16 protein-coding genes are annotated in these 16,052 nt (G+C 30.9%); all 16 read right to left on the reverse strand.

The features are described 5' to 3' along the window. Window positions 1–1,347, reverse strand: coding sequence for a hypothetical protein (locus AX016_RS03855; RefSeq protein ID WP_100894357.1), 1,347 nt, complete (start codon window positions 1,345–1,347; stop codon window positions 1–3). Between the two features lie 24 nt (window positions 1,348–1,371). Beyond that, entirely contained in the window at window positions 1,372–2,607 is a 1,236-nt protein-coding gene (locus AX016_RS03860) for a hypothetical protein (RefSeq protein WP_157811079.1), read from the reverse strand. 3 nt (window positions 2,608–2,610) lie between these two features. Continuing rightward, window positions 2,611–3,120 (reverse strand): acyltransferase, encoded by a 510-nt coding sequence (locus AX016_RS03865; protein ID WP_100894359.1) that lies wholly within the window; start codon window positions 3,118–3,120, stop codon window positions 2,611–2,613. A gap of 6 nt (window positions 3,121–3,126) precedes the next feature. Next, the gene (locus AX016_RS03870) at window positions 3,127–3,969 is read right to left on the reverse strand and encodes a hypothetical protein (protein ID WP_100894360.1); all 843 of its coding nucleotides are present in this window, start codon (window positions 3,967–3,969) and stop codon (window positions 3,127–3,129) included. Continuing rightward, window positions 3,969–5,018: a pseudaminic acid synthase gene (pseI, locus tag AX016_RS03875; RefSeq protein ID WP_100894361.1), complete on the reverse strand. Its 1,050-nt coding sequence runs from the start codon at window positions 5,016–5,018 to the stop codon at window positions 3,969–3,971. The genes AX016_RS03870 and pseI overlap by 1 nt, the downstream gene beginning before the upstream one ends. Then, on the reverse strand, window positions 5,002–5,883 hold the full coding sequence (locus tag AX016_RS03880; RefSeq protein ID WP_100894362.1) for a methionyl-tRNA formyltransferase: 882 nt from the start codon (window positions 5,881–5,883) through the stop codon (window positions 5,002–5,004). Before AX016_RS03880 ends, pseI begins: the two co-directional genes overlap by 17 nt. Beyond that, window positions 5,877–6,890 carry a UDP-2,4-diacetamido-2,4,6-trideoxy-beta-L-altropyranose hydrolase gene (gene pseG / locus AX016_RS03885; RefSeq protein ID WP_100894363.1) on the reverse strand — a complete coding sequence of 338 codons (1,014 nt, stop codon included), beginning with the start codon at window positions 6,888–6,890 and terminating at the stop codon, window positions 5,877–5,879. Before pseG ends, AX016_RS03880 begins: the two co-directional genes overlap by 7 nt. Continuing rightward, window positions 6,883–7,572, reverse strand: a complete 690-nt coding sequence (gene pseF / locus AX016_RS03890) for a pseudaminic acid cytidylyltransferase (RefSeq protein ID WP_100894364.1) — start codon at window positions 7,570–7,572, stop codon at window positions 6,883–6,885. Before pseF ends, pseG begins: the two co-directional genes overlap by 8 nt. After that, window positions 7,565–8,710 (reverse strand): UDP-4-amino-4,6-dideoxy-N-acetyl-beta-L-altrosamine transaminase, encoded by a 1,146-nt coding sequence (gene pseC, locus AX016_RS03895; protein WP_100894365.1) that lies wholly within the window; start codon window positions 8,708–8,710, stop codon window positions 7,565–7,567. The genes pseF and pseC overlap by 8 nt, the downstream gene beginning before the upstream one ends. Then, entirely contained in the window at window positions 8,710–9,726 is a 1,017-nt protein-coding gene (gene pseB / locus AX016_RS03900; RefSeq protein ID WP_100894366.1) for a UDP-N-acetylglucosamine 4,6-dehydratase (inverting), read from the reverse strand. The genes pseC and pseB overlap by 1 nt, the downstream gene beginning before the upstream one ends. Before the next feature lie 525 nt (window positions 9,727–10,251). Next, on the reverse strand, window positions 10,252–11,115 hold the full coding sequence (rfbD, locus tag AX016_RS03905) for a dTDP-4-dehydrorhamnose reductase (protein WP_100894367.1): 864 nt from the start codon (window positions 11,113–11,115) through the stop codon (window positions 10,252–10,254). Beyond that, window positions 11,116–11,661 carry a dTDP-4-dehydrorhamnose 3,5-epimerase gene (rfbC, locus tag AX016_RS03910; RefSeq protein WP_100894368.1) on the reverse strand — a complete coding sequence of 182 codons (546 nt, stop codon included), beginning with the start codon at window positions 11,659–11,661 and terminating at the stop codon, window positions 11,116–11,118. 17 nt (window positions 11,662–11,678) lie between these two features. Continuing rightward, on the reverse strand, window positions 11,679–13,028 hold the full coding sequence (locus AX016_RS03915) for a nucleotide sugar dehydrogenase (RefSeq protein WP_232732654.1): 1,350 nt from the start codon (window positions 13,026–13,028) through the stop codon (window positions 11,679–11,681). Between the two features lie 52 nt (window positions 13,029–13,080). After that, window positions 13,081–13,947: a glucose-1-phosphate thymidylyltransferase RfbA gene (gene rfbA, locus AX016_RS03920; protein ID WP_100894370.1), complete on the reverse strand. Its 867-nt coding sequence runs from the start codon at window positions 13,945–13,947 to the stop codon at window positions 13,081–13,083. Between the two features lie 12 nt (window positions 13,948–13,959). After that, window positions 13,960–15,003: a dTDP-glucose 4,6-dehydratase gene (rfbB, locus tag AX016_RS03925; RefSeq protein ID WP_198519401.1), complete on the reverse strand. Its 1,044-nt coding sequence runs from the start codon at window positions 15,001–15,003 to the stop codon at window positions 13,960–13,962. Then, window positions 15,003–16,052 carry a hypothetical protein gene (locus AX016_RS03930; protein WP_100894372.1) on the reverse strand — a complete coding sequence of 350 codons (1,050 nt, stop codon included), beginning with the start codon at window positions 16,050–16,052 and terminating at the stop codon, window positions 15,003–15,005. Before AX016_RS03930 ends, rfbB begins: the two co-directional genes overlap by 1 nt.

Genomic DNA, 16,052 nt, shown 5'->3' on the forward strand with positions numbered 1-16,052 from the left:
TTATTTAATAACTATTAAAAATGCAGTACTTAGTAATTTAATATTATCCTGATGCATACACCTTGGGTCTCCAAATGAATCTGACATAATGCCCTTAAACGAATTTTTTAAAAGCCAACTCGAAAATTCATTAACACCTAAAGTCTGTTGATCCTTATTAATTAAGGACTCTAAAGATTTATTTTTAAAATCTTTCCAAGACACCTCTAAGCAACCGTTCATCCCGTTAAAAAACACAGGCGCAAATGTAAAGGCTTTCTTACCCTTTAAAGCTGCTTCATAAGCAATGGTACCAGAAACTGTAAATACAGCAGCACATTTATCTAAAAGGTCATAAGAATCGGTCTTATTATTGATAAGGTAGGTATTGCGTAATTTTTGAACGCTTTTATAAAAACTGAAGTTCCTATCCCCAATAGCATTAGAATGCTCTTTTACTATTAATATATAATTTTCAGGAAGAACGCGCCATATATTGGTAATTAACTCTAATTGATTTTCATAATACCGTCCAATAACATCAATGGAAGCCTCTGGCTGCTTATGTAGTGTAAAAAGCAGCATTTTTTTGTTTTGTGGTAAATTTTGAATTAAAATTTCAGAAACAAATCTTTTAAATATAAACCGATTAAATATTTCAGCAAATCTAATTTTAAATTGGGTCAACGCGCTACTATACAAGGTCGGATCATTAGGATCTTGATTGGTCCTAAATATAAAATTTTTAATTAAAACCAAATTATATTTTAAGGTCCCTTTTTTTGCTATTAACTTATCATTGATTCCAAGGTATGATGGTTTCTCCAATTGAATTGAATCAGTATTTAAATCGGAACTAGGGTAAACTTCTTTAATTTTAGATTGAAACTCATCTGTAAAAAAAGCAAATCGACCATTAGGAATGCGGATTGTATGTGGATTTAAATATTGACATTTAAGTTCTTTGGCGGCTAAAGTTAATCTATGCACTACCAACTCATGCGCCCAAGTGACTTCTCCAAAAATAAACTGAATGCTATTGTTTTTTATAAATTTATAAACTAACTCTTGTAGTTTTAATAAATAATCAAAAGTCCAAGTTTCTGACTCTTCTCTTAAAACCCGATCCCCAAAAACTAATTCATTAATTTTTAAATCTATGTTACTTTCATTATTTTTATGAGCCAGCACCTCTTTTTTACCAATATATAACAATTGATTATTTGGAAACATAGTTTTTAGTGTTTCATACTGCTTTCTGTTAGGTATGATCCAAAAGGATTTTACATGATCGGCCTTTAATACTTTTGCAATTTCTACAAAAACATCTGTTTTGTAATAGTTCGCAATAAAACATATGTTTTTCATATTATTTTTAAATAAAAATTAACTCTAAGCCAATTTATAATTTCTTTTATAAAGTACAAAGATACTTAATAACAAAGAGGTTAATGTACTCACAAACATCGCAATTGAGAATCGCTCCAAAAAACTCATATTTAACACTATTAAAAGAACAACAAATAAAGAACCACTAAACAAAGCCAAATATAATTTAATAATGTTTTTGTTTTCTCTACCGTAGTGCAATTCAAGGTAAGCATAAATACATGCTAAAAATGTTTGACCTATTATTAAAAATGAAATGAATGAAACTCTTGATAAATCTTCATAACTGTACACTAGATATACTCCTGTAATCATTAAAATCATTAAAAAAGTAAAGGTTAATATAACCATATACTTTAATAGTATGCCTTTGTTTATTACCAATAAGTTTTTATCTACATAAACATCTTTAATCAAAAAAGCCCAAAGAGACGAATGAGTAAGAAAAAGAACCATCGATAAACGTTGCACTAACGATAGAAGAACTCCATCATCTAAAGTCATTTTTGTTAATACATTTATCTTCCCATAATTAACAATAGACATCATTATAAAGACTTGAATAATTGATGGCCATGAAAATAACAGTGCTTTCTTTGTTAATTTATAAATTTGGGATTTTTCAAATTTCCTGCTATTACTAAAAAAAATATCTATTATACTTTTGAAAAAGTAAAATAATGAAAAGAAGATTTGCCCAAAAAATATTAACCATAAGGAAAATTCTGAATTTGAGAAGAAATAGCCAAAGAGAAATAATAAGGATAAAAAATTTGAAAAAAGTGTTATATAAACAGCTTTTTCAGGTTTATTGTTTAGTCTAAAATAGGAAGCTAGAAAGGTAGTTGCTAAAACAAAAAGTAGCCTAAAAACAATAAAAATGATGTATTTTTCAAACTCAAAACCACAATAATGAATTGTAATAAATAAAATACCTGTTAAACTAATTAATAGATATAATCGCTTAAAAACGCTAACGAAAATTTTAATTGTCTCTTCGTGGTTTTTACTATTTCTGTAAGCATAAAAAAAGTAACCAGAAAGTCCAAAATCCAACAAAGGAATAACAACAACAGTTACTGAGTAAATATACTCTATTGTGACATAAACTGTTTTATCTTTAAAAAAATAAAGTACAATTAATGGCAATAAAAAAATTATAGCTTTATCTAAATAACTCAATGCCATAAAGGCCAAAAGTTTTTTATTAGATTTTAGAACAGTTTTATTTAGCTTCAAAATTTAGCTTCTTTTGGGTATTATTCTTGATTGTTGGCCAACTAAAATATGATTAGGTGGTACAGTTTTAGAAACAACCACGCCGGCGCCAATAATAGAATCTTTCCCAATATGAACACCTCCTAAAATTATAGCTCTTGCGCCAATCCAAACGTTATCCCCTATAGTAATTTCTTTTCCTTTGTGCTTATAAGGTATACTATTTGATTTAAAATCTAAACCAGCAGTCTCTATAATAACTCCTTTAGATACAACCACATTGGATCCTATTTTTATATTCCCAAGAGCGCCTAAAGTAGAATTAGGACCAATTCTAGTATTATTACCTATGCTAATATTTTGACCATATTTAATTTCTACCGAATAATGGCAATAACATTTTTCTCCAGAGTTTTTTATTAGCGCTCTAAATTTTAAACTACTTAACACTCTATCTACGAATAAGGAATGAATTTTTGAACAAAAAACATATAAAGTCCTTATTATTTTTGATTTGACTAACTTAGAAAACATAATATATTAACCTAATTTTAAATTAGTCAACGCGTATTCTATCTGCAAAACAAGTCTAGGCTTTTGTGGAGGTGTGCCATTATGATATGTAAATGTGTCTTCAAGAAAACATGTACCTTTTTCTCCTGTTAATTTAACAACTTCCTTATCATCAAAAAAACCTTTTAAATCGGAATTATTAATTATACGATTAAACTTATATTTCCATGGCTTAGATTTGTGTGTGCTTTTAACTACTACATGAGGCCCAGTTTGCAGATCAACATCCTTAAGGTAAATGAAAATTTTTAAAAATTTAAAATCATCTATATCATAATGAAACCAATATCTTGGAGAGTCATAGTCTTCGTTATCGTTTGCTTTAGCTGGAAATGACCACCATAAATATTGATTTCTTATAATTGGGTTATTTCCTAAGTAGTTTTTAGCTATATCTAAAATTTTAGGATCATAAATGATATTATTTACTGATTTCCATTCTTGAATATCTTTATATTTAAACCATATACAATCTTTCTGAAAAGGTTTAGGGTTATCAAAATCCATTTTCTGACCTTGACCATCTTTTATTATTGATCCATCAAACTTTAAATGAGGAAAAACCAGCTGGTTTTTACAATCTTCTACTATTGCATTCAAAGTAGATTTATCAATTAAAAAAGTTTCTGACAAAGCATACTTATCTAGTTCTTTTATTGTTTTATTAACATTCAAAGAAGAAAATATTGTTTCATTGTTAATTTTCAGAACAGGGTTTTTCTTAAAAGTATTATACGCCTTAATTAACGTGTACCTGATGACACTAAATTTCATAGCTTCTCTAAAAGCTCGTTGTATATATTTATTCATTACTCTGTTAAATTTAAAAAACTATCTTCTAAAGGTGTACCCCGTTCAATGTTTTTTGAAAACGTTTTACCTAGAATCTCCTTATAATGTTTAGGATGCATACCATAACCAGGGCGTATTGATCGAACATTCTCTTTTGTGAGAATATCTCCTTTTTTTACGTCTTCAACTATAAAAAGAGATCGTGCAAACTTTCTATTGCTTTTCACTTTTTCAGATATTTCGTACGATACTTGCCCTAATAGCCTTTCTGTATCTCGTACTTTATTCACTAACCTTGTAAACTCTTCTACATCTAGCGAAAAATCTGCGTCTGGACCTCCAATAGATTTATCTAAAATAAAATGTTTCTCTATAACTGTTGCTCCTAAAGTCCTTGCTACTGTAGGCGCTAAAGAGCCATATGTGTGATCGCTAAAACCAACCTCAACTCCAAAACGCTCTTTTATATCTGGTATAGTTTTTAAATTTGCTAACTCTAAAGGTGCAGGATAAGACGATGTGCATTTTAGTAAAATAATATCATTATTCCCTACTTTTCTACAAGTATCTACTGCTAACTGAATATCTGCTTCATCAGCAATTCCAGTAGACATTATTATTGGTTTTCCTTTTGAAGCAGCATATTCTATAAGTGGAATATCTTGAATTTCAAAAGATGCAATTTTATAAGCTGGCACATTTAATTCTTCAAGAAAATCTACTGCAGTAAAATCAAAAGGTGAAGAAAAACAAATTAATCCTTCCTCCTCTGCTACGTCAAAAAGTTGTTTGTGCCATTCCCATGGCGTATATGCCTCCCCGTAAAGTTCGTATAAGGTTTTTCCATCCCATAGTGTACCACCTTCAATTTTAAAGTGTTCATTATCGCAATTTATGGTTAGTGTATCTGGAGTATAAGTTTGCAGCTTAATCGCATCTGCTCCCGTTTTTTTTGCGGCCCTAATAGTTTCGATCGCAACTTTTAAATCACCATTATGATTTGCTGATAATTCTGCAATTATAAAACATGGATTTTTCCCGCCGATAGTTCTATTTCCTATTTTCATTTCCAAATGTTTTTCCTAATTCAAAAGTACAATTTTCAGTTCTTATTTTATCTACGTTAAGTGCACCATTTTTGGTTTTAACAACAACAGAAGGTTTAAGTCGAATAATTTCTCCCGTATCTTGGTCGCAAGACGTTTTCTCATTTGAAAATGACACTTTATCTATTATTATTTTTTGATTATTATAAAAAGTAAATGCTCCCGGATATGGTTCTGCTTGAGCTCTTACCCAATTGCGAATTGCTTCTTTAGTCCAATTCCAATTTATTTCTCCATCTTTGGGAGTACGTTTTCCAAAGTAAGTTGCTTCTTTTTCGTTTTGGTTAGTTAAATTTAACTTATTATTTAAAACATCAGATAAAACTTTTTTCACTAATGGATAATACGCTTTTGCGTATTTTTTGAGCATTATTGCACCTGTATCTTCTGCTTCTATTGGCATTTCTATTTGATGTATTATTTGACCAGTGTCACAACCTGAATCAATAATATGGGCAGTAATTCCTGCTTTTTCTTCGCCATTTATTATTGCCCATACATGTGGAGTTCTTCCTCTATATTTGGGTAATAGTGATCCATGAATGTTAAAGGTTAATAGCCTAGAGTAATTTATAATATCTTCTTCAATTAAAAATAAATAATTAATTGATGCAATTACATCAACACTAAAATCTGTTATGAAATTATAACCTTTTCCTTTTCTTGGGTTACCAGCGTAAAATGTAATATTATTTTTAGTTGCAAAATCTATAATCCCATCTGACTTACTATCCGTTAAAATAAATTGGATAGTATGATCTTTTGCTATTTTGGACAATGTATCTAATCCTAATCCGCCACTGCAAAGTACGCCTATTGCTAACATAGTTCTTTTATTAAGTGTAAATGCCTGGAGGCAATTTTATTATCAAACAGAACCTTTTGTGCTTCAATTTGAATATTAAATTTCTGGTCTTTTATAATTGCATCTATATTACTTATAAAATCACAAACCTGTTTGTTTTTCATATTTTCGCCTTTATAAATAGCTTCATTACTTGCAAAACCCTTGTAAATCAACTCTTGATTATCTACATAAAAACCGCTAAGAATTGGCATTTTAACACAGGAAAGTTCATATAAAATAGTACTGGCTGGTACAATTGCAAAATTACATAGTTGCATAGTTTTTATTAAATCTTCTTCACTAAGATTTCTATATGTTTTTATTTTACCAGAATGTTTTTCTTCTAAATAAAAAATTTCTTTATGTTTATATGCAGCTCCTAAAACAACGTGTATATTTTTAAAATTAGAAATTTTTAAAAGCGATTCGACAGCTTTCAAGCTTAAATTAAAAGGATCTGCACCGCCAAAACATACAAATACGCTATCAATTACGTTTATCACTCTATTCTTTTTAGCTTCTTTTAAAAAAAGTGGTCTCAATAACGCGTATTTAGTCCCTAACGCCAGCTTTGTGTATGCTTCTTTTTTATAATCTATATCGTGAATATAAGGTGAATGATTTATAACCACGTCTGCATACATATGTTCTTTAGATAAATCATCAATATACATTAAACTATAGCCTTTTTGCTTCATTTCCCTTTGATAAGACGATATAAATTGATATCCATCGGCAATTATGATATATTCTTGAGGTGAATAATTTACTGCTAACCATTCTGGTTCATCTTCCGTTTTAATGTTTTCCGGTATAACTTCTTTATTATAATTTGTAGGAATAACTGAAACTGTTGAAGTTTCGTGTGTTAAAAAAACAAACTCAAAAGTATCTTTAACAATTTCTACAAGACTAAATAATCTGTATAAATGACCTAATCCAGTTGTGGAGCTTCCATCTGCTCTAAAGATTATTTTCTTAGTCATTAAGTAGGAGTTTATATTTAATTTCTGCTAGTTTCCAATCCGTTTCAGTATCAATATCTTGGGCTTCTAGTTCTGAAATAATTATAGCTCCAGAGTTATCTGTAAATAACTTTTTATTATTATTAAAAGATGTAGATTTTAACCAGTAAAACTGACCAGAATCGTGGTATCTAGACTCTAAATCCTGCGAACGCGTATTTAAGTGTTCACTCCAAACCATAGCTACTTTATCTGCTTCTATTTTTAGAGAACGTTGTATAGGAAAGGAAAATTCTAATACAGGAAAAACACTATCAAAATTATTGTCTATAAATGTGGTATATGCTTCATTAATTTTTTTGGAAGTTACAAAAGGTGCCGTTGGTAGTATACAGCAGATATTATCAAAATTCTTGTTGTTCTCTTTGTATTTACTTACAACTTCTTGAACTACATCTGCTAAAACAGCAAAATCGTTAGCATTATTTTTACTTCTCAAAAACGGAACTGTTGCTCCATATTCTTTAGCTATTTGTGCAATTTCCTCGTCATCTGTAGATACCATAACCTCATCAAACAAATTACTTTGTATCGCGGCTTCTATTGAATAGGCGATAATAGGTTTGCCCAAAAAAACTTTGATATTCTTTCTTGGGATTCGTTTGCTTCCTCCTCTTGCCGGTATGATTGCTAAATTAGCCATTAATATAAGTTAATACTTTTTCGATAACAAAAGCCTGTTCCTCATCTTTTAAGCTAGGGTACATTGGTAAACTAATACATTTAGAGTAATAATGTTCAGAATTATCTAAATTAGCCTCATTGTATCCTATTTTCTTATAATAAGGCAGCGTATGTACAGGTATATAATGTATTTGAGAAAAAATGTTATGCTCTCTCAAGTAATTATATAAACCTTTTCTATCATCAACTTCAATAACAAATAAGTGGTGTGCATTTAAAACGTCTTGACGCAAGTTTTGATACTTGATTATTCCTTTAAAGGCTTCTTTATAAGCACTCGCTATCTCGTTTCTTCTGGCTACTCCTGCTTTGTTCTTAGCAAGTTGTGTAATCCCAAGAGCAGATTGAATATCAGTTAATCTATAGTTAAAACCGAGTTCTTGCATCTCATAATACCAAAGCCCATGGTTTTCAGCCATATTTTCTTTGGTTATTCCGTGTGTTCTAAGTGATGCTAGTTTTTTATATAATTCTTCAGAGTTTGTTGTTACCATTCCGCCTTCACCACAAGCAATATGCTTTACAGGATGAAAAGAAAATACAGCAATATCTGCGTAATTACCATTTCCACACATTTGTTTCACCCCCTTAGAGTCCGTAAAGTATCCTCCTGGCGCATGACAAGCATCTTCAATTATCCATAAACCGTGTTCATCAGCTAATTTCTTAAATAGTTCTAAATCTACAGGTAACCCTGCAAAATCAACTGGTATAATACCTTTAAAAAAACCTTTAGGCTTACTTTCAATAAGTTTTTTAGTGCTCTCTAAAGATAATACATACGAGTCTGAGTCTATATCTGCAAACCAAACTTCTCCTCCTGCATACCTAATACAATTAGCCGATGCTGCAAAAGTAATTGGAGTTGTAATAACACGTTCTCCTTCTTTTAAACCTAAAGCTAAAACTGCTAAATGTAAACCAGAAGTAGCATTATTTACCGCTACTGAATACTTAGTTCCAACATATGCTGCAAATTTCTCTTCAAACTCTTTAACCTTTGGTCCTTGAGTTAAAAAATCTGCAGTAAGCGTTTTAACGACAGCATCAATATCATCTTTTTCTATGTTTTGTCTTCCGTATGGTATAGATTTCATTATGCTATAAAATTAGGGTCTACATGTTCTATTATTAATCCCCTTAAACTTTCTATGGTCTCCCATTGTTCATTATCTCCAGAATTATAACTAAAACCCTCAGATACCTTTTCCGCATTAAAAGTTGTCTTAAAATCATCTATTTTCCATTTGTGGGTTGCCGGAATAATAACATAATACTTCCCTAAATCGTAAGTATAAAAAGAATCTGAAGGTGTAATCATTTCTTCATGTACTTTTTCTCCTGGCCTAATACCAACTACTGGTTTTTCACAATTAGGGCCTATTGCCTGAGCAACATCCATAATCCTATAAGACGGTATTTTTGGAACAAAAATTTCTCCTCCCCAAGCATTTTCCAACGCATGCATAACCATATCAACACCACCTTGCAAAGAAATATTAAAACGAGTCATTTTAGGGTCAGTAATAGGAAGTTTCCCTTCCTTATTCTTTTTGTTAATAAAAAAAGGAATAACAGAACCATTAGAACCCATTACATTCCCATAGCGAACTACTGAAAACCTAATAAGACTATCTCCTTTAATATTATTTGCTGCAACAAAGAGTTTATCCGAAGTTAATTTTGTAGCTCCATATAAATTTATCGGAGCACAAGCTTTATCTGTAGATAGGGCCACAACCCTCTCTACATTAGTTTCAAAGCACGCATCAACTACATTTTGAGCCCCACCAACATTTGTTTTTATACATTCTTCAGGGTTATATTCAGCTAAATGAACATGCTTCATAGCTGCCGCGTGAATAACATAATCAACGCCTTTAAAAGCTCGGATCAATCTATCCTTATCTCTAACATCTCCAATAAAAAACCTAATTTGAGGGAATTTTGAAACAGGGAACTCCTGAGCCATTTGGAATTGTTTTTGTTCATCGCGAGAAAAAATAATCAATCTTCTTATTTCTGCATGTTTACTTAAAATATGACTGGTTAGCGCTTTACCTAAAGAGCCCGTACCTCCTGTAATTAATAATGATTTTTCTTTAAAGTTCATTTTTTTGTTTTAGTCTATATATAATAAATAATCCATAACATCAATCAAGTTTCTTGAAACAAAGTGCGGATCATATCTGTCACTTAATTCTTTAATTTCATATGCAAAAGAGTTGTACTCTTCCTTCTTAAGGAATTTATTCTCTTTAAAATAAAGTCAAATTAATCTGATATTGCAAAACATTTTTTCTCAAAAACAAATGTTATGTTATGCATTTCAAATTTTTGTTTCACTTTAACTTCACTAGTATCCAATCTTATGTTTTGAAGACATACAACTTTAGGGAACTCAAATTAAACTACCTGCTTTTTTTTGAGCCTAATATCTCTGTCTCTAAGTACCTTTTATCTTCATATATTTTGTCACCTTCTGGTGATATAGTAAATTCTAAAAACATCATCCTTTAAAATGGTAATATCCACTAACAAATATACAACATCATCTTTAGGTTCTCTTTCTTTCGTTAAAGACAGGCAGTGTTAATCAACACTTACACAATTCACTAATAATAAAAACAAAGATATTTCATTTATTTTTTAAATTTTTAGTTAACGATTCCAACATATCATAAACAATTAAATCTAATTGCTCCATAGCTTTTTTATTTACCATTACGCTATTATTTGGTCTCTTAGCTGGAGTAGGGTATTCTTCTGATTTGATAGGAGAAAGTTTAATATTTATATTATTAATTCTAAAAATTTCTTTCGCAAAATCAAACCAACTTATTTCTCCCTCATTACTATAATGATACAATCCGTAATTTACAGATCTAGTCTCAATAATTTTTAAAATAACATTAGCTAAATCTCCTGCATATGTTGGCGATCCAATTTGGTCATTTACAACACTTAATTCTTCTCTTTCCTTACCTAAACGCAACATTGTCTTCACAAAATTATTACCATATTCAGAGTAAACCCATGAAGTTCTAATTATAAAATACTCACTTAATATCTCTTGTATATATTCCTCTCCCTTTAATTTAGATTCTCCATAAACATTTATGGGGTTTGGCGTATCCGTTTCTGTGTAAGGTGATGTTTTTGTTCCATCAAAAACAAAATCAGTAGAAATGTGAATAAAAGTAGTTTCTGTTTTTTTACAAACTTCAGCTAAAAACTTAACAGCTTTCGCATTAACTAAAAAAGCGGCTTCTTTATTACTCTCCGCTTTATCTACTGCCGTATACGCAGCACTGTTAATGCAATAATTATATTTCTCTTTTATAAATAGTTTTTGAAGCGCTTCATTATCCGTAATATCTAAATCTTTTGAAGATTTAAAATGAAAACTATATTCAGGGTAACCTTTAGCAACATCATAGATACACTTACCTAATTGACCATTTGCACCTGTAACTAATATTTTTAAAGTTTTATTAGACATCTAAAGTTTTGCATTTTTTAATGTTGGTAATTCTAAATCTTTTTCTGAAACTTTAATTTGCTCTTTATGGAGCTTCCAATCAATATTTAAAGTTGAATCACTGTATATTATACCTCCCTCTGCTTGCTTGTTATAATAATTATCACATTTATAAAAAAACTCTGCAGTATCACTTAATACAGAAAAACCGTGTGCAAATCCCCTAGGAATAAACAATTGTTTTTTATTTTCTGCTGATAATTCTATTGAGAAATGTTTTCCAAAAGTCTTAGAACCTTCTCTCAAATCAACCGCTACGTCCAAAACAACTCCGTTTAGCACACGTACAAGTTTTGCTTGAGCATATTCCCCTAATTGATAATGTAACGCTCTTACAACGCCTTTAGAGGAAAAAGATTGATTATCCTGTACAAAGTTGATTTTATGACCTACTGCATCATCAAATCGATTAACATTAAAACTCTCAAAAAAATAACCTCTATCATCATTAAAAACTGTTGGCTCTAAAACTAAGCAACCATCTAAATTAGTCTTTGTAATTTTCATAATTCCTGTTTACTTTATTAAAGGTTGCCCTCTCCTATTCTGTAATACACAAAACCAATTTCCTGAAGTTTATTTTTATCTAAAACACCTCTACCGTCAAAAACAAAGGCTGGTTTGTGCATATTATCATAAATACGTTGCCAATCATAGATGCTAAACTCTTCCCATTCTGTTAAAATAGCAATAGCGTGCGAGTCTTTACAAGCTTCATATGCATTACCACTGACGTCTAACCTATTATTTACCTCATCGGCTTCAATAGAACCTAATGCATTAATATCTGTATAAATTTGCACATCTTTTACCTTAGGGTCCCAAACTGATATTTTGGCTTGTTCTAACAATAATTCCTCTGCAACGTATATTGCAGGAGACTCTCTAGTGTCGTTTGTATCTTTTTTAAATGCCCAGCCCAAAAACGTAATTTTCTTATCTGAAACTGTGTTATAAAGTGTTTTAACAATATTATGTGCAAACCTTCTTTTTTGATGGTCATTTAATAGAATTACTTGCTCCCAATAATCTGCTACTTCGCTTAAACCATAAGATTTGGCTATATATACCAAGTTTAAAATATCTTTCTGAAAACAAGAACCACCAAAACCGACTGACGATTTTAGAAATTTTGGGCCAATACGACTATCCATTCCTATTGCCTTAGCGACTTCATCTACATCTGCCCCTGTAATTTCACATAGCTCACTCATTGCATTTATAGAAGACACTCGTTGTGCTAAAAAGGCGTTTGCTGTTAGTTTAGATAATTCTGAAGACCATAAGTTGGTTGTTAAAATTTTATCTTTAGGCACCCAGTGAGCATAAACATCTACCAAAGCTTTTACTGCTTGTTTTCCTTTTTCAGTTTCTTGTTGTCCTCCTATTAAAACTCTATCTGGATTGGTTAAATCTGAAACAGCCGTCCCTTCCGCTAAAAACTCAGGATTTGAGAGTATTTCAAAATTAACATCGTTACCAGTGTGGTCTAATATATTTTTAATTGCTTGCGCTGTTCTAACAGGTAAGGTCGACTTTTCAACCACAATTTTATCAGACGTAGCTACGCGTGCTATTTGCCTTGCACACAATTCAATATATTTTAAATCGGCCGCCATACCTTTACCCTTACCATAGGTTTTTGTTGGTGTGTTTACAGAAATAAAAATCATATCTGCCTCGTCAATAGCTTTATCAATGTCTGTGTCAAAAAACAAGTTTCTTCCTCTTGCCTCAGCAACTACATTGGACAAACCAGGTTCATAAATAGGAATATTAGATACATCTGCATCATTCCATTGATCTATTCGTTTCTGATTTAAATCGACAACTGTAATCTCTATTTCTGGACATTTTTGAGCTATAATAGACATTGTTGGCCCACCAACATATCCTGCCCCAATGCAACAAATTTTCTTTATCACTTTAACCTTTATTTAATATTCCTAAAAGATTTTTCCCATAACCGCTTTTTAATAATGGTTCTGCTAAGGCTATAAATTGATTTTTATCAATGTATCCCATTTCATAAGCAGCAGCTTCAATTGCACCTATTTTTAGCCCCTGACGCTCTTCTATAACCTCTACAAATTGTGATGCTTGCATTAAGGACTGAAAAGTACCTGTATCTAACCAAGCCGTACCACGATCTAAAATACTTACACTTAATTTACCTTTTTCTAAATATGCTTTATTAACATCAGTAATTTCTAACTCGCCACGCTTACTTGGCTTTATGTTTTTAGCAATTTCCACAACAGTATTGTCATAGAAATAAATACCTGGAACCGCATAATTAGACTTAGGCTTCAACGGTTTTTCTTCTATACTAATGGCTTTACCCTCTTCATTAAACTGAACCACGCCATAACGCTCTGGATCATGCACTCTGTAAGCATATATTATTCCTCCATCAGGGTCATTATTAGATTGTAATAACTTAGCTAAACCTGAACCATAAAAAATATTGTCCCCTAAAACAAGAGCTACTTTATCATCACCTATAAATTCTTCTCCTATAATAAAAGCTTCAGCTAAACCACTAGGGTTTTCCTGAACGGCATACTGAAAATTACAGCCATACTTAATACCATCACCCAATAAATCTTTAAATAAAGTTAAATCTTTAGGTGTAGATATAATTAAGATATCTTTAATACCTGCATACATTAGTGTAGATAGCGGATAATAAATCATTGGTTTATCATAAATAGGCATTAATTGTTTGCTTACACTTAATGTAAGCGGATGCAATCTTGTCCCTGATCCCCCTGCCAATATAATACCCTTCATAACCGTTATTATTTAATTGTATTGTTTTTTATAGTACTCTTGATAGTTACCAGATGTAACACTTTTTAGCCATTCTTCGTTTTGCAAATACCAATCAATTGTTTTTTCTAAGCCCTCTTCAAATGTTACAGATGGTTTCCAACCTAATTCTTTATTAATTTTTGAAGCATCTATAGCATACCGTAAATCGTGCCCAGGCCTATCTTTAACGTAAGTAATCAATTTTTCACTCTCACCAATAGGTCTATTCAATTTAGAGTCCATCTGCTTGCACAATAGTTTTACTAAATCGATATTTTTCCATTCGTTAAATCCACCTATATTATACGTTTCTGCATTTTTGCCTTTATGAAAAACCAAATCTATAGCTCTTGCGTGATCTACAACGTAGAGCCAATCTCTAGTATAATTACCATCTCCATAAATTGGCAATTTATTTTTATGAATTATGTTATTAATAAATAATGGAATTAGCTTTTCAGGAAAATGATTTGGCCCATAATTGTTAGAGCAATTGGTAATTACATAAGGTAACTTGTACGTTTCTCCGTATGCTCTTACAAAGTGGTCTGAACTTGCTTTTGATGCTGAATATGGCGAATTAGGATCATAAGCAGTGGACTCTGTAAATAAACCAGATTCTCCTAACGCACCGTACACTTCATCTGTACTTATGTGATAAAATCGTTTACTTTCTAAGTCAATTTTCCAACAATCTCTGGCTGCATTAAGTAAATTTACTGTTCCAATCACATTTGTTTTCACAAAGGCCATAGGATCTGTAATAGACCTGTCTACGTGCGACTCTGCAGCTAAATGTACAACTCCATCAAAATTATATTTTTTGAATATATTTTGAATAAAGTTCTCATCTGTAATATCACCCTTTAAAAAAGTATAATTAGAAGAATCTTCTATATCTGATAAATTCTCTAAATTACCAGCATACGTTAAGGCATCTAGGTTATAGATATGATATTTGGGGTATGACTGAACAAATTTCCTAACTACATGAGACCCTATAAAACCTGCTCCGCCAGTTATTAATATATTCATTATTTTTTTGTGTATTTTTTTAATACTTTATTTAGTTCCAGCAACAACAAAAACACTAACAATATGGATACTAACAATATAGGCAACAAAAACTTATATTGATTTTCAATTCCACCTAACTTGGATCCCCTTGTTGGAAAATCAGAAATTACATTAAGAATCGTAGCTTTATTGGCCTTTTCTAGATTCAAAGCTACTATTTTTTGCTTCAATTCGTCTCGCTCCTTTAAAAGCTCAATCTCTTTATTTGTTCCACTCCCATTATCAGCCAAACTAATATTAGTACCCCCTATTTCTTTAGAGGCTTCTTTAACCATTACATCTTTATACAGTTCTTGAAGCGAAATAATTTCATTTAATTGCTGATTGTATATTTCCTCTTGAAAATTGATATTTTTATCATTTGTAGCCTTCTGTCCTTTAAAATAAGTATTACTAGAAATAGATTTAACAATAGCTGGTTGTGCCTTTTTAGCAACTGTGCTGTTTGTACTAACTAAGTTTATTTTGTGAAAGCGAGCATCAAACGTATTAAAGTTTTCTAAGTAAGCTTCAAAATCTAAGTTCTTAACGGTTGTAGAATCTAACTCTCTGATAAACTTATCAAATAATAAAACTTTCTGATTTTCGTCTGAATAGGATTCTATTTCAAACTTTTTGATACTAGCAGCTTCACCTGTTGTAATTTTAAGTGCGTTAGCTAAAGTAATAGAGTCCTCTGCTTTAGCCAGTTCATTGTAAAAACTAACATTATTGTATAGCTGTTGCACACTATTAAAATTAGGCTCTACTACCATACTAGAAATGTATTTTTGGTCATTTTTGATATCCAAAAATATACCCAAACCAATACCTAATATTCCTGCTATTACAAACTTTATAAAGTGCTTTTGAATAAATAGTAAAAACAACATTATAAAGTGAAAAATTCCTTTAAATATACTTGCTATAAAAGCAAATAATTTTTTAAAAGCATTTCCTATTAGCTGAAATAACTGACCTAAATCTATCTCCTCTGAGGATTGTTGTGGTTGCTGGTTGTTACTCAT

Source organism: Cellulophaga sp. RHA19 (assembly GCF_002813425.1).
Lineage (GTDB): Bacteria > Bacteroidota > Bacteroidia > Flavobacteriales > Flavobacteriaceae > Cellulophaga.

Coding starts and splice junctions, on each gene's coding strand:
- AX016_RS03855 (WP_100894357.1), bottom strand. CDS start 1,347: ATGAAAAACATATGTTTTATTGCGAACTATTACAAAACAGATGTTTTT.
- AX016_RS03865 (WP_100894359.1), bottom strand. CDS start 3,120: ATGTTTTCTAAGTTAGTCAAATCAAAAATAATAAGGACTTTATATGTT.
- AX016_RS03870 (WP_100894360.1), bottom strand. CDS start 3,969: ATGAATAAATATATACAACGAGCTTTTAGAGAAGCTATGAAATTTAGT.
- pseI (WP_100894361.1), bottom strand. CDS start 5,018: ATGAAAATAGGAAATAGAACTATCGGCGGGAAAAATCCATGTTTTATA.
- AX016_RS03880 (WP_100894362.1), bottom strand. CDS start 5,883: ATGTTAGCAATAGGCGTACTTTGCAGTGGCGGATTAGGATTAGATACA.
- pseG (WP_100894363.1), bottom strand. CDS start 6,890: ATGACTAAGAAAATAATCTTTAGAGCAGATGGAAGCTCCACAACTGGA.
- pseF (WP_100894364.1), bottom strand. CDS start 7,572: ATGGCTAATTTAGCAATCATACCGGCAAGAGGAGGAAGCAAACGAATC.
- pseC (WP_100894365.1), bottom strand. CDS start 8,710: ATGAAATCTATACCATACGGAAGACAAAACATAGAAAAAGATGATATT.
- pseB (WP_100894366.1), bottom strand. CDS start 9,726: ATGAACTTTAAAGAAAAATCATTATTAATTACAGGAGGTACGGGCTCT.
- rfbD (WP_100894367.1), bottom strand. CDS start 11,115: ATGTCTAATAAAACTTTAAAAATATTAGTTACAGGTGCAAATGGTCAA.
- rfbC (WP_100894368.1), bottom strand. CDS start 11,661: ATGAAAATTACAAAGACTAATTTAGATGGTTGCTTAGTTTTAGAGCCA.
- AX016_RS03915 (WP_232732654.1), bottom strand. CDS start 13,028: ATGTCTATTATAGCTCAAAAATGTCCAGAAATAGAGATTACAGTTGTC.
- rfbA (WP_100894370.1), bottom strand. CDS start 13,947: ATGAAGGGTATTATATTGGCAGGGGGATCAGGGACAAGATTGCATCCG.
- rfbB (WP_198519401.1), bottom strand. CDS start 15,003: ATGAATATATTAATAACTGGCGGAGCAGGTTTTATAGGGTCTCATGTA.
- AX016_RS03930 (WP_100894372.1), bottom strand. CDS start 16,052: ATGAGTAACAACCAGCAACCACAACAATCCTCAGAGGAGATAGATTTA.